The organism is Aeromonas sp. QDB56, assembly GCF_027705505.1.
Lineage (GTDB): Bacteria > Pseudomonadota > Gammaproteobacteria > Enterobacterales > Aeromonadaceae > Aeromonas > Aeromonas caviae.
The window spans coordinates 39,995-52,271 of the sequence record NZ_JAPDBZ010000011.1 but is presented as its reverse complement, the minus strand read 5'-3'; the positions used below and the strand labels follow the sequence as shown (position 1 = coordinate 52,271).

Sequence of the window (12,277 nt, the reverse complement as noted above, 5' to 3'; positions counted from 1 at the left end):
AAACAGCCTTGCTCCCCCAACTCAAGTCGCATTTATGAATAATTAGTCAAAAATGTGCTTATCTGAACAGCATTGCCATCCAGTCGGAGTTTCTGCTGACCGGCTTCTATCGCCCGGATGGCGCCGTGCTGATCGTCATCCCCGAGCAGGCGGTGGAGAACGGCGCCAAGCTGGGGTGAGACGACGGCAAGGCAACCAGAGAGCAGAAGCAAGAGAGGCGACCCCCGGGGTCGCCTCTCTTGTTTGATGCTGACGGCCTGGCTTATTTCAGCAGGCTGAACAGCAGGGCCGAGACCGCCAGGGCACCGGTCAGCAGGATGAAACCGTTGACCCAACGGTGACGGAAGCGGGCCAGCGCCTCCACCTTGTAGATGGCCACCACCGGCATGATGAAGAGGATCATGGCGATGACGGGGCCGGAGAGGGTCTCCATCAACCCCAGAATGCCCGGGTTGATGATGGCGGCGCCCCAGATGGCGAAGAACATCAGGGCGATGCCGAGCTTGTCCGCCTTCGCCAGCGGCAGGCCGGTGGGCTTGGCGATCAGGCTTTTCAGGCTCTCGCGGGCACCGAGGAAGTGGCCGAGGAAGGAGGAGCTGATGGCGATGAAGGCGATGAGCGGCCCCAGGGTCACGATCACCGGGTTGTCGGTGATGTTGGCGAGATAGGAGAGCACGGAGACGTTCTGGGCCTTGGCCTCGGCCAACTGAGCCGGGGAGAGGCTCAGCACGCAGGAGAAGACGAAGAAGAGCACGAAGCCCACCAGCATGACGGTGGTGTTGCGCAGGATCAGGCCGCTCTTGGTTTCGGCCTGCTCCCCGTACTCCCGGCGCTGCACGTTGGCAAAGCCCGAGATGGCGGCGGCGTGGCTGAAGGCGAACACGGTGACCGGCAGCGCCAGCCAGACGGTGTTGAGGAAGCTGGTGCCTTCAAAGGCGGTCACTTCCGGCCACTGCCACTGGGGAATGAGGTAGCAGGAGAGGGCCAGCAGGATCGCCGCCAGCGGGTAGACCATGACGGCGAAGGCCCGCAGCATCGCCTTCTCGCCGGCCAGCATCACGGCGATCATGGCGAACACCAGCACGCCGGAGAGCATCACCCGATCCGGGGAGGCCAGACCGAGCTGATTGACCATGAAGCTCTCCACCGTGTTGGTCAGCCCGACACCGTAGATGAGCAGGATCGGGAAGATGGAGAGGAAATAGAGCGCCGAGATGAGGCGCCCGGCCATCTTGCCGAAGTGCTCCTCGGCCACCTCGGTGAAGTCGGCCTGGGGGCGCGACGACGAGAGCACGAAACGCGCCAGCCCGCGGTGGGCCAGGAAGGTCATGGGACCGGCCAGCACGGCGACGATGATGAGGGGCCAGATCCCCCCCAGACCCAGGTTGATGGGCAGGAACAGAATGCCGGCGCCGACGGCGGTGCCGAACAGGCTGATGACCCAGTGGGTGTCGTGGCGACGCCAGCCGGTGCTGGCCATGGTGGAGGGGGAACCGGACAGCTCCCGCGAGACGTCTGCAGATAAACTCATCGATAAATCACTTTTACGTAGTATTAAAATCTAAAAACATTGTGCTCCTTTAGCATTTAATTCTCAAAAGTGGAGGCTGGCAGATCTCACTGGCAAAGCCCTGTTCCACCAGTGAGATTGGGAGGAAATCTCACCCCGAATTATTCAATTAATCCTGATACAAACCAAAAGTTAGGAATATAAAACCAAAATTAAAACCCACGCCGATTTTTTGTTTCGATGAAATGCATGTTTTCAGAATTAACTGAAAATTATGCCAGTGCAGACAGATTGGATGTGATGATCCACTGCCGTTATCGCCATCACTAGCGAATCTCCCTGAAATCCCCGTAACCAGCCAGTGGATCACACCAATGCAATCAGGCGACCCTGTGGTCGCCTGATTGCATTCTCTGCGAGCTGGTCGACCCGTCAGTGGGCCAGAATGCGACCCCAGGCGAGATCCGGGTCCCCCATCACGATGAAGTCCGGGTTCTCCAGCGACTCGGTCTCGTTGTAGCTCAGCGGTTGCAGCGCCAGGCTGAGGATGCGGCCCCCTGCCGCCTCCACGATGCATTGGGCGGCAGCGGTATCCCACTCCCCGGTGGGGCCCAGGCGCACGTAGCAATCCGCCACGCCTTCCGCCACCAGGCAGGACTTGAGGGAGCTGGAGCCGAGCGGGATCAGCTCGTAGTGGATGGCCGGGTTGAGACGACGGGTCAGGTTCTCCAGTTTCTGGCGGCGGCTGATGGCCACCACCAGGGAGTCAGGCTGATCGTGTTCATGATGGATGGCGCTGATGGGGCGGCTCTCGCCGTTCGCCTCCTTGAAGGCGCCGTGACCACGCACCGCCCAGTAGAGCAGATCGGATTCGGGGGCGTAGATGACCCCGAGCACCGGGACATTGTCCCGCACCAGGGCGATCAGGGTGGCGAAGTCGCCGCCACCGGCGATGAACTCGCCGGTGCCATCGAGGGGATCCACCAGCCAGTACTGGCGCCAGTTCGCACGCTGGCTGAAGGGGATGTCGGCCGCCTCTTCGGTCAGCACGGGAACGTGGGGAGTGAGCGCCGCCAGCGCCTGTTTGAGGTAGGCATCGGCAGCAAGATCGGCACTGGTGACCGGGGTCGCATCCTCCTTCAACTGGCGTTCGAACTGACCGCCGCGATAGATCTCGTGAAGGATCCTGCCCGCCTCACGGGCGATCTCCTTGACCTCGGGTATCCAGGCCAACAACTCCTGCATGGTGCTTACCTCTGCCTCTGATTGCCAAACAGACCCTCTGCGGGCTAATTTCCCTGCTCCGCCAGCCATTTGCTGGCCAGCAGCAGGGCACTGATGCTGCGCGACTCGGTGAAGTCCGGTCGTGCCAGCAACTCGTCGATCCGGTTGAGGGGCCAGGGGATCACCTCGAGAGGCTCGGGCTCGTCACCGACCCGCTGCTCGGGGTAGAGATCCCGCGCCAGCAAGATGTCCATCCGGCTGGAGAAATACCCCGGCGCCAGCGACACCTGCTTGAGCAGGGTCAGGCTGCTCGCCCCGAAGCCCGCCTCCTCCATCAGCTCCCGGTTGCCCGCCTCGAAGGCATCTTCACCGGGGTCTATCAATCCCTTGGGGAAACCCAGCTCGTAGGAGTGGGTGCCCGCCGCGTACTCGCGCACCAGCAGCAGGGTGTGGGCATCGAACAGGGGCACCACCATGACGGCACCCCGATTGCCGCCGCGCATCCGCTCGTAGACCCGCTCCTCGCCGTTGGAGAATTTCAGGTGAAGGGACTCCACCTTGAACAGCCGGCTCTCGGCCACGATCTCGGCCTTGAGGATCTCCGGCTTGCTCTTGTCATGGGCCATGGTCTCGACACTGAGGTGGACGGGATTGCGCTTGTGGGGATCGCTCATCGGGGGCTGACTGCTCGTTAAAAAATCGTGTTTCAAGAGTAAACGACTCCCCTGCCGAACACCACGGGGCAAAGAGGGGAAAGATGTCTGAAAAATCCGTTATAATGCGCCCCGTTTTTCCCATCACCACAGACATCGCGAGGCCCCATGTCGACTCCCCTGCCCTGGCACCAGATTGATACCGTGTTGCTCGACATGGATGGCACCCTGATCGATCTCCATTTTGACAGCCATCTTTGGCAAACACTGGTGCCGGCGCGCTACGCCGAGCGACTCGGCCTGCCGCTGGCCGAGGCGAAGGCGCAGATAGACACTCACTATCATGCGGTCAACGGCACGCTCGACTGGTACTGCGTGGATTACTGGACCCGGACGCTCGGGCTCGACATCCGCGCCCTCAAACAGGAGATCCTGGAGAAGATCCAGTGGCGCCCCAACGTCATTCCCTTCCTGGCCGCACTCAAGGCCGCCGGCAAGCAGGTGGTACTCTTCACCAATGCCCATCCCGCCAGTCTGTCGGTGAAGGATGCACGCCTCGGCCTCGCCCAGCACCTCGATCTGATGGTGAGCACCCATGAGCTCGGGTGGTCGAAGGAGAGCCAGCACTGCTGGCAGGCACTGGCAGAGCGGCTGGCGTTCGACCCGGCCCGCACCCTCTTCGTGGATGACAGCGAGCGTATCCTGGCCGCCTCGGCCGAGTTCGGCATTGCCCACCAGTTCGGCATCCGTCACCCCGACAGCCAGATGCCGCCGCTCACCTTCCAGCACTTCCCGGCGCTCGAGGACTACGCCGACCTGCTCCCTCTCGGCGCCTGACACGCACAAGGCCCTCTTCACGAGGGCCTTGTCACATCAGCTCAACAGCCTGCCGAGCGCATACCGTTCATGAAAGCCCTCAGGCCGCATCGCGCGGGGCCAGCACCCCCATGCTGGCCAGGTAGTCGAGGACGCTTGGGGTGAAGCCAACCTCCGTGAGGTGCGCCGCCGTGAAAGGGGCTGCATGCAGAGGCAGGCCGCGGCTCACCCGTTCCATCCAGTCCGGATTGCCAAGGGCCGCCGTGCCCACCGCCACCAGATCGGCGCCGCCGGCCAGAGCCCGCTCCGCCGAATCTGCGTCGCTAATCTTGCCCGCCACCATGAGCGGCACCCGCCCGGCCAACCCGACCCTTACCGCCTCCAGCAGGGCGCCGCCGTCGGGATCCCCCGCCACCGCCTTGAATCTGTCCCCCATGGAGAAGTGCAGGTAGTCGAGCCCCTCGTCCGCCAGCAGGCGCGCCACCGCCAGCTGATGGGCCAGTTCGATGCCCTGGATATGGGCATAGCTCTCGGGGGAGACGCACCCCGACCAGGACGCCCCGGGGTAGACGGGCGCGAATGCCGCGCACTATCTCCACCAGGATCCGCCCCCGGTTGGCGAGGCTGCCCCCCCAGCGGTCGGTGCGCCGGTTGTGCAGGGGGTTGAGGAAGTTGCAGAGCAGGAAGTGGTGGGCTGCGTGCAGCTCGACCCCGTGCAGGCCGGCACCATGGGCCCGCTCGGCAGCGATCACAAAGGCGTCAATGAGCGTCAGAATCTCCTCCTCGCTCAGCCCCTTGACCCCGAGGGGGTAACGCCCGCCCGGCGCCAGCGCGCACGGGCCGACCGGCGCCCCGTCGTTCAGCTCGGGCAGAGCCCGCATCCCCCCGTGATGCAGTTGCACCACCGCCAGCGCCCCGGCCTGCCGCGCACTGTCGGCCAGGGCCGTGAAGACCTGCTGCTGAGCGTCCGTCATCAGGGCAGGCTGCCCCGCCCAGCAGCGCCCGCCGGGCTGCACCTGGGTGGCGGCGGCGATGAGCAGGCCGAAGCCGCCACGGGCGCAGCGCGCCAGCCAGTCGAGCTCGGCCTGGCCGGGATCACCGCCTGCGCCGCTCATGTTGTGGGTCAAAGGGGCCAGCACGGCCCGGTTCTTGAGCCGCAATCCGGCTCGCTCGAAGTGGAAGCTGTCGCCCAGTGTCTTGTTCATCGTCCTCTCCCGGGATCGCAATGGCATGGCGGCCACTATAAACCCGGGCCAGGAGGATATAATCAGGCACACAAGCAAGACATTCATTCCCAGCAAGACACAATAGGCCACCCCTCATGAGTCACCACAAGCTCGACACCCTCTACCTGATGCGCCTGCTGGTCGCCATCGTCCGCTGCGGATCCTTCGCGGCGGCGGCGGCCCAGCTCGGCATCACCCCGAGCAAGGCGTCAAAAGATCTGCGCCACCTGGAGCAGAGCCTCGGCAGCGTGCTCCTGAGTCGCACCACCCGCCGGGTGCAACTGACCGACGCAGGAGAGCTCGCTTACCGCCAGGCCGACCAGATGATCGCCCTGCACGAGCAGTTGCTGGACGGCCTGCAGCGCCGCCGCTCGGCACTGTGCGGGGAGCTGCGCATCACGGCGCCGGATCTCTGGGGAGAAGTGGTGCTGACTCCGGTGCTGCTGCGCTTTCGCGCCGACCACCCGGAGGTGCGGATCATCGCCGACTTCAGCAATACCCCGGCCGACCTGCTGCGCGACAACCTGCACGTGGCGTTTCGCAGCACTGAGCTCGGCACCCAGCCCTACCTGGCGCGCCCCATCGCGGTGGACGATCTGGTGCTCTGCGCCAGCGCCGACTACCTCGACCGCCACCCGCCCCTCACCACACCGCAGGATCTGCACCAGCACAGCCTCATCACCCGCAGCCAGGAGTACGGCCGCCACGAGCGCTGGCCCCTGCTTGCCCAGGGGCGCGAGATCCCTCTCGAGGTAGCGGGCGAGCTGTCCTTCAGCAGCAAGAAGGCTGTCCACCAGGGGATGCGCCAGGGACTGGGGATAGCCCGCCTGCCGCGCTACCTGGTGGCGGCCGAGCTGGCCGAGGGGGTGGTGCGCGAAGTGCTGCCGGACTATCGCCCCAAGGGGGCCTATTTCTACGCCCTCTATACCCAGCGCCGGGCCGAGTCGGCCCTGGTCGGCCACTTCCTCGACTACGTCATCGAGGCGCTCACCCCTTCATGAGCGGATCACCAGGTGGTACTGCTTCTTGCCCCGGCGCAGCAGCAGGTAGCGGCCGAACAGCCGATCGTCGGCGGTGAGCGGCTCATCCCGGCGGATCGCACCGTTGACGCTGACGGCCCCCGCCGCCAGCAGCTCGCGGGCGATCCGCTTCGAGTTGGCCAGGCCGCACTCCACCAGCAGGGTCACCAGATCCGTTTCCCCCTTGATGGGGCTGCTTGGCATGCCATCTTGCGCCAGCTGGGCCAGATCGCTCTCCCCAAGGCGCGCTACCTCGCCACTGAACAACGATTCGCTGATGCGCTGCGCCGCCGCCAGCGCCCCCTTGCCGTGTACCAGTTCGGTCAGCTCGTCCGCCAGCACCTGCTGGGCCAGCTTGCGCCCCTGCCGCTTCGCATCCTCCGCCTCCAGCGTCTCAATCTCGGCCAGCGGCACAAAGCTGTAGTAGCGCAGGAAGCGGTAGACATCCTCGTCCGCGGTGCCGAGCCAGAACTGGTAGAAGGCGTAAGGGGAGGTGAGCGCCGGGTCGAGCCAGATAGCGCCCCCCTCGGTCTTGCCGAACTTGGTGCCATCGGCCTTGGTGATGAGCGGCAGCGTCATGCCATAGACCTGGGCCTGATGGAGGCGGCGGGTGAGGTCCATGCCGCTGGTGATGTTGCCCCACTGGTCGTTGCCGCCGATCTGCAGGGTGCAGCCGAGGCGCTGGTTGAGCACGGCGAAGTCCTGGGATTGCAGCAGGGCGTAGGAGAACTCGGTGAACGAGATGCCCTGATCCGGACGGGCCAGGCGCTGGCGCACCGATTCGCGGGCCAGCATGGCGTTGACCGAGAAGTGCTTGCCGATGTCCCGCAGAAAATCGAGGGCGGACATCTGCCCCATCCAGTCGGCGTTGTTGACCAGCAGCGGCGCCTCCAGCCCGTCGCTCGCCGGCAACAGTGCGCTTATCTGGGCCGACAGGCTGGCGACCCAGCCCTGCACCGTCTCGGCGCTGTTGAGGGTGCGCTCGCTTGCCTTGAAGCTGGGATCGCCGATAAGGCCGGTGGCCCCGCCCACCAGAGCCACTGGGGTGTGGCCCGCCAGCTGGAAGCGGCGCAGCATCAGCAGTGGCACCAGGTGGCCGATGTGCAGACTGCCAGCGGTGGGATCGAAGCCGCAATAGACGGTGCGCGGAGTGGCAAGATGGTCGGCCAGCGCCACCGGGTCGGAATTCTGGGCCACCAGGCCGCGCTGGGTCAGCTCATCGAGCAGGTGAGGATTTGTCATGGGGGGCTCCAACAGCAAGAGAAAGAGGGCCATCCTCGCCGTTTGCAGTGCTGGCAGATATGTCCCCCAGGGGACAGTTTTGCCACTCCCGTGCTAGCATCCTGCCATCGTGGGGAAACCATTCCCTGACCCGGAGCCCATCGCCATGCCCCCGTCTCCTGCCACGGATACCCTGAGCCTGACCGCCGCCGTCGATGCCCTGCACGGCAGCGGCTTCCCGGCAGCCCTGGTGCGCCTCATCCAGCAACAGGTGGCGTTCGACTGTGCCCTGCTGCTCGGGGTGGGGCTGCGCCCCGTCTACCTCTACGACAACCTGCATCATCAGCGGGCCCTATTGTTCGACCGCTACCTCACCCGCCACTTCAGTCAGGATCCCTTCATGCAGGCGCTGGAGCAGGGGCTGGGTGCCGGGGTCTGGACCCTGGCGCAGGTGTCGCGGGGGCGGCTCGACCCCGAGTATCGCCACCACTTCTATCAGGCCACCGGCTGGCAGGAAGAGGTGGGGCTGATCCTGCCGGTGCGCGGCGGCCTCACCCTGATGCTGTTTCTGGGCCGCCTCGACAAGCGCAGCTCCCTCAGCCGTGACGAGCTGGTCAGGCTGGAGGCACTGTTCCCGCTGGTCCACTCCCTGTGTCGCCAGCACTGGCGGGAAGAGACACCCCGCCTGGCCCGCAGCCCGGCCAGGTCAGATGGCACTGACCTCAAGGGAGCCGTGGAGCAGGCTATCGCCAGTGTGGGGGGAGATCAGCTAACCCGGCGGGAGCGCCAGGTGGCGGGTTTGCTGTTGCAGGGGCTGGATACCGAGGCCATTGCCGGTGCGCTCGGCATCGGCAGCGGCACGGTGAAGAATCACCGCAAGCATCTCTACGCCAAGTTGAACCTGCACTCCCGGGCCGAGCTGTTCAGCTTCTTCCTCAATCACCTCATCACGGCGCCAGCCGGCGCGCCCCCATAACGACACCACCCCGCCGGGGCGGGGTGGTTCAAACCATGGGCAACGCCGTCAGATGCGGCCCTGATAACGCAGCGGGAAGCGCCCCTGCCCATCGGGCTGGCCGAGGAAGGGGAGCCCCTGTTTCATCTGGTCCGGCAGCTCGGGACCCGGTTTCAGGGTGCCCTGGAACAGGTACTGGCGATTGGCCTGCAACTCCAGCTTGCCCAGCACCTGCACCGCCTCCGAGCCCTGCTTGATCTCGGCCACCAGCCGGGAGTCGAGACAGGTGAGCGTGATCTCGGGATCCCCCAGGGTCAGCTTGCCCGCCGGGGTGTCCGCCTGCGCGTCATACCAGTGAAGATCCCCGTAAAGGTTGTCACACCAGGGAGTGCCCTGGGCAAACTGGTCGATCTTGAGCTGCAACTGACCCGCCGCCGTCAGCGGGAAGGGAGGTCTCATCGGCACCCGCTCCAGCACCCAGGGGGCCGGCGCATTGAGGGTGATGTCGCGCCCGAAAGCAGCACCGTTCCAACCCAGGATCCCCTGCCCGTTGAGTCCGCTGCGCTCGCCAAAGCGCACCGACACCTCGGGCGCCAGCCGCAACAGGGACCAGCCATCGAGATCCCAGCGCAACTGGGTGAGGGACTCGCTGGCATATTGCACCCGAGCGGCCTGACCGCTCCAGAGGGTGCCGCTCACCCCCTCCAGCCGCACCAGATTGGGGGGCAGCGGCAGATGGCGCACCACCAGGGATGCAGGCAACTGGGCCAGCAGGAAACCGAGATAGGCCAGCAGGAAGAGACTGGCGATCACTATTTTTCGCTTCATTGGGAACGACTCAACTGCAAACGTCTGACCTTGACCAGCCCGGGGGCCAGCCCCTCGCGGGCCAGCTCGATGATCTGCACCTGGACGCCGTATTGATCCGAGAGGGTCGCAAGCCAGATCAGCAGATCATCGAACGGCACCGTGTCTATCCATACCTGCAGCTCCTGACCCTGGGGCTGCAAGCGGGCAATCTTGATCTTCTGGTTGAAGGCGGTGCGGTTCACCACACCGTCCAGGGTACCGCCGGTATCGATCTGGCGCCCCTGTCCCCCCTGCATCGCCAGCACCTCCTGTCCCTTCTCCTTGAGCCAGGCCAGGGTCTGCTGCTGGTTCACCACCTGCCGCTCGCGCTCGGCAATGCGATTTGCCACCGGCTGCCAGATCGCCCAGTAGAAGAGCCCGATGAGCAGCACGCTGCCCCCCACCGCCACCAGCCGCTGCTCGCGGGCACTGATGCCACGCCACCAGCTCTGCAGTTTGTCCATCATGACGACCTCCCCTTGAGCACCAGCGCCCCTTCGACCTTGCCTTCGGTGCTTCGCACCTCACCCTGCTGCACCTCGAAGCGCTTGCCCGCCAGCTCGCGGAAACGTTCGATCTCGGTGAAGCCGGGGGCCGTCACCTGCAACCTCAGCTCGCCCCGGGCTGCATCGAAGCGCAGCACTTCGGGCTTGAGGCCGGGCACCTCGGCAAACACCGGGGCCAGCTCGGTCAGGAGCAACAGGACGCCATCCTGCGGAGCCTGCCCCAACTGCTGGAGGTGCTGGGTCATCTGGCTGCGCACGTTGACGATACGCGTCTCCCCCGGGAAGATCCGGGTGTAGACCTGCCGGATCTCCGCCTTGAGGGCCTTGTCCTGTTCCGCCAGCTGGTGCAGATGCACACCGCGCTGCACCAGGGCCACCAGCAACAATACGCCTGCCAGCACCGCCACCTTGCGCCACTGCAACCAGTAGCGGGCGTATTCGGTCTGGGGACGATAGGGCCCCTGCAACAGGTTGGCCTGGCAGGTCAGCGCCCCTTTCGCCAGCAACAGCATGGGCAGTTCCGGGTCAGCCCCCTGCCAGTTGCCCGCCGCCATGGCGGGGATGGGAGTATGGCAGTGAAGGGTGACGGGTTCGGTCTGCGCTGCCAGCAGCATGGCCAGCAGGGATTCCTCCGCCACTATGCCCTGACGGGGGCCCTGGCGGACCAGCCACTCCTCCCCCAGTTGCAGGGCTGACCAGCCATCGGCGGCGAGCGGCAGCGCCAGCACGTCGGGCAGCAGGTGCAAGGTCTTGAGCCCTGCCTGCTCCAGCCAGCCGAGCCAGGAGTGCATCTTCCCCTTGTCCACCGCCATCAGATCCACCTCGCGGCCCTGATGGCCGAGCACCACCAGGTGCAGATCGTCCACGTCTGAGGCGATCTGCTCCTCCAGCAGATAGGGCAGGGCCGCCGCACTCTGGCGGCTGTATTTGCCCGGCAGATTGACCCGCCGGAAGATAAGATCGCTGCCGGGCACCAGGGTCACCACGGGGCGACCACCGGCACGCTCCTGCAGCTCGCCGAGGGCGTGCGCCGAGGCCAGGATGCCGGAGGCGATGATCTCCTGCTCCTGCGCCGACCAGACCAGCCAGTGCACTGGCTGCTGCGCATTGGTCCCCAGACGGATGACCAGACTCTCGCTCACTAATGTCTCTCCTGCCATGCCCGCACCTCCCTCAGGGGGCGGGCGCACAGCCATGGGTTGCAGTCCAATCGGGGGATGCGCAGGTCAGCTGAAACCGCCCCACGCCCCCTTGTTATTCGGCGCCGCCGCTCAGGCGACGCAGCATCACCAGCTTGTTGTCCTTGCCACGCTGGAAGACGGTCTCAAGCCTGGCGCGGGTCTCCCCCACCTCCGCCAGCAGGCGGGCCTCGAAGAAGCTGCTCTTGATGTCCAGGGCGCCATCCAGCCCGGTGATGGCACCCGGCTGAACCTGCAACTGCTCCGTCATCTCCTGCTTGTTCTTCCACCCCTTCTTGGGGCGGCTGGTCAGCACCCGCTTGGCATCGTCCAGCCCGATCTTCCCCTGGTAGAGCCCCACCAGCAGGGCCGCCTGCTCCGGCCGGATGGTGTTGATGTTCACCACCAGCTTGTCATTGGGCAGGGAGCACACATAGGGGGCCAACCGGGCGTACAGGCTGGCGCTCACCCCGCGCACTGCCCGCAATTCGTCGGTGCCCAGCATCCGCTGGTTAGCCACCAGGTAGGGGGGATTGAGTCCCTCGTAGTAGGCATCCTCGGCCCCGTTGCTCGAGACCAGCTGGGTATCCTTGTCGGTCCAGTCGCGGATGGCGTCCGTCAGCTGTACCGCTTCGTAATCATCCACCTCGAGCTGGGCGAGCAGGGCCCGGAACACCTTGAACTGGTAAGGCTGGGCCTCGAGATCGTCGCCGTTCTCCCCCTCCTTGAGGGGCACGCTCAGGCTGTTGAGGTTGAAGCAGGATTGCAGATCCCGCACCCGGCCCGAGAGAGTGCCATCCTCCACCGGGAAGACCCCGTCCTCCCGCGCCCAGTTCTGTCCCAGACTCACCCGATCCGGGTCGTCCTTGAAGTCCTGGTTCAGCACCTTGATCACCAGGGCCTCCGCCGACATGGCATACCACCAGGCCTGCTTGCCCAGGGTGAGGTTGGCGGTGCGGCGCAGCTCCAGTTGCAGGCGGCCACTCATGTTGCTGGCGACGATCACCATCACCGCGAGGATGAGCAGCACCACCAGCAGGGCCATACCCCCCTGGCGGCCCAGTGTAGTGCGGGATCGGCCCCGGCCGCGCTTAATTGCCATTGTCCGCTCGCTGGCCAC

General features: G+C 65.3%; 11 protein-coding genes and 2 pseudogenes. 4 read left to right on the top strand and 9 right to left on the bottom strand.

From position 1 onward, the window contains the following. Window positions 1-77: 77 nt before the first annotated feature. Window positions 78-179: pseudogene (locus OKB81_RS20775) on the top strand (tRNA-binding protein); the annotation flags it as partial. Window positions 180-262: 83 nt separating this feature from the next. Here OKB81_RS20775 and OKB81_RS03405 read toward each other — a convergent pair. The 3 genes from OKB81_RS03405 to nudE all read right to left on the bottom strand — a co-directional run bounded on the left by OKB81_RS03405 (window position 263) and on the right by nudE (window position 3,408). Further along, window positions 263-1,531, bottom strand: coding sequence for an aromatic amino acid transport family protein (locus OKB81_RS03405; protein ID WP_029314815.1), 1,269 nt, complete (start codon window positions 1,529-1,531; stop codon window positions 263-265). 411 nt (window positions 1,532-1,942) lie between these two features. Then, a complete protein-coding gene (gene cysQ / locus OKB81_RS03400) occupies window positions 1,943-2,755 on the bottom strand; it encodes a 3'(2'),5'-bisphosphate nucleotidase CysQ (protein WP_270661784.1) in 813 nt (270 codons plus the stop codon). Window positions 2,756-2,799: 44 nt separating this feature from the next. Beyond that, window positions 2,800-3,408 (bottom strand): ADP compounds hydrolase NudE, encoded by a 609-nt coding sequence (nudE, locus tag OKB81_RS03395; RefSeq protein WP_160836634.1) that lies wholly within the window; start codon window positions 3,406-3,408, stop codon window positions 2,800-2,802. A 147-nt stretch (window positions 3,409-3,555) separates the two neighbouring features. Here nudE and yrfG point away from each other — a divergent pair, with 147 nt between their 5' ends. After that, the gene (yrfG, locus tag OKB81_RS03390; RefSeq protein ID WP_160836636.1) at window positions 3,556-4,224 is read left to right on the top strand and encodes a GMP/IMP nucleotidase; all 669 of its coding nucleotides are present in this window, start codon (window positions 3,556-3,558) and stop codon (window positions 4,222-4,224) included. A 79-nt stretch (window positions 4,225-4,303) separates the two neighbouring features. Here the strand turns inward: yrfG and OKB81_RS03380 are convergent. After that, a pseudogene (locus tag OKB81_RS03380) lies at window positions 4,304-5,408 on the bottom strand (NADH:flavin oxidoreductase). A 116-nt stretch (window positions 5,409-5,524) separates the two neighbouring features. Between OKB81_RS03380 and OKB81_RS03375 the strand changes: the two are divergent. Further along, window positions 5,525-6,430 (top strand): LysR family transcriptional regulator, encoded by a 906-nt coding sequence (locus tag OKB81_RS03375; RefSeq protein ID WP_270805123.1) that lies wholly within the window; start codon window positions 5,525-5,527, stop codon window positions 6,428-6,430. On the opposite strand, the gene tyrS is transcribed toward OKB81_RS03375, so the two are convergent. Further along, on the bottom strand, window positions 6,425-7,690 hold the full coding sequence (gene tyrS, locus OKB81_RS03370) for a tyrosine--tRNA ligase (protein WP_160836638.1): 1,266 nt from the start codon (window positions 7,688-7,690) through the stop codon (window positions 6,425-6,427). The genes OKB81_RS03375 and tyrS overlap by 6 nt on opposite strands. A gap of 145 nt (window positions 7,691-7,835) precedes the next feature. Here tyrS and OKB81_RS03365 point away from each other — a divergent pair, with 145 nt between their 5' ends. After that, window positions 7,836-8,645 (top strand): helix-turn-helix transcriptional regulator, encoded by an 810-nt coding sequence (locus tag OKB81_RS03365; protein WP_128312964.1) that lies wholly within the window; start codon window positions 7,836-7,838, stop codon window positions 8,643-8,645. Between the two features lie 48 nt (window positions 8,646-8,693). On the opposite strand, the gene exeN is transcribed toward OKB81_RS03365, so the two are convergent. The 4 genes from exeN to exeK all read right to left on the bottom strand — a co-directional run bounded on the left by exeN (window position 8,694) and on the right by exeK (window position 12,259). After that, window positions 8,694-9,452, bottom strand: coding sequence for a GspN family type II secretion system protein ExeN (exeN, locus tag OKB81_RS03360; protein WP_160836640.1), 759 nt, complete (start codon window positions 9,450-9,452; stop codon window positions 8,694-8,696). Further along, window positions 9,449-9,940, bottom strand: a complete 492-nt coding sequence (exeM, locus tag OKB81_RS03355; protein WP_010675717.1) for a GspM family type II secretion system protein ExeM — start codon at window positions 9,938-9,940, stop codon at window positions 9,449-9,451. Before exeM ends, exeN begins: the two co-directional genes overlap by 4 nt. Further along, on the bottom strand, window positions 9,937-11,121 hold the full coding sequence (exeL, locus tag OKB81_RS03350; protein ID WP_080767872.1) for a GspL family type II secretion system protein ExeL: 1,185 nt from the start codon (window positions 11,119-11,121) through the stop codon (window positions 9,937-9,939). Before exeL ends, exeM begins: the two co-directional genes overlap by 4 nt. Before the next feature lie 112 nt (window positions 11,122-11,233). Then, window positions 11,234-12,259, bottom strand: coding sequence for a GspK family T2SS minor pseudopilin variant ExeK (gene exeK, locus OKB81_RS03345; protein WP_104452241.1), 1,026 nt, complete (start codon window positions 12,257-12,259; stop codon window positions 11,234-11,236). Between the last annotated feature and the right edge of the window lie 18 nt (window positions 12,260-12,277).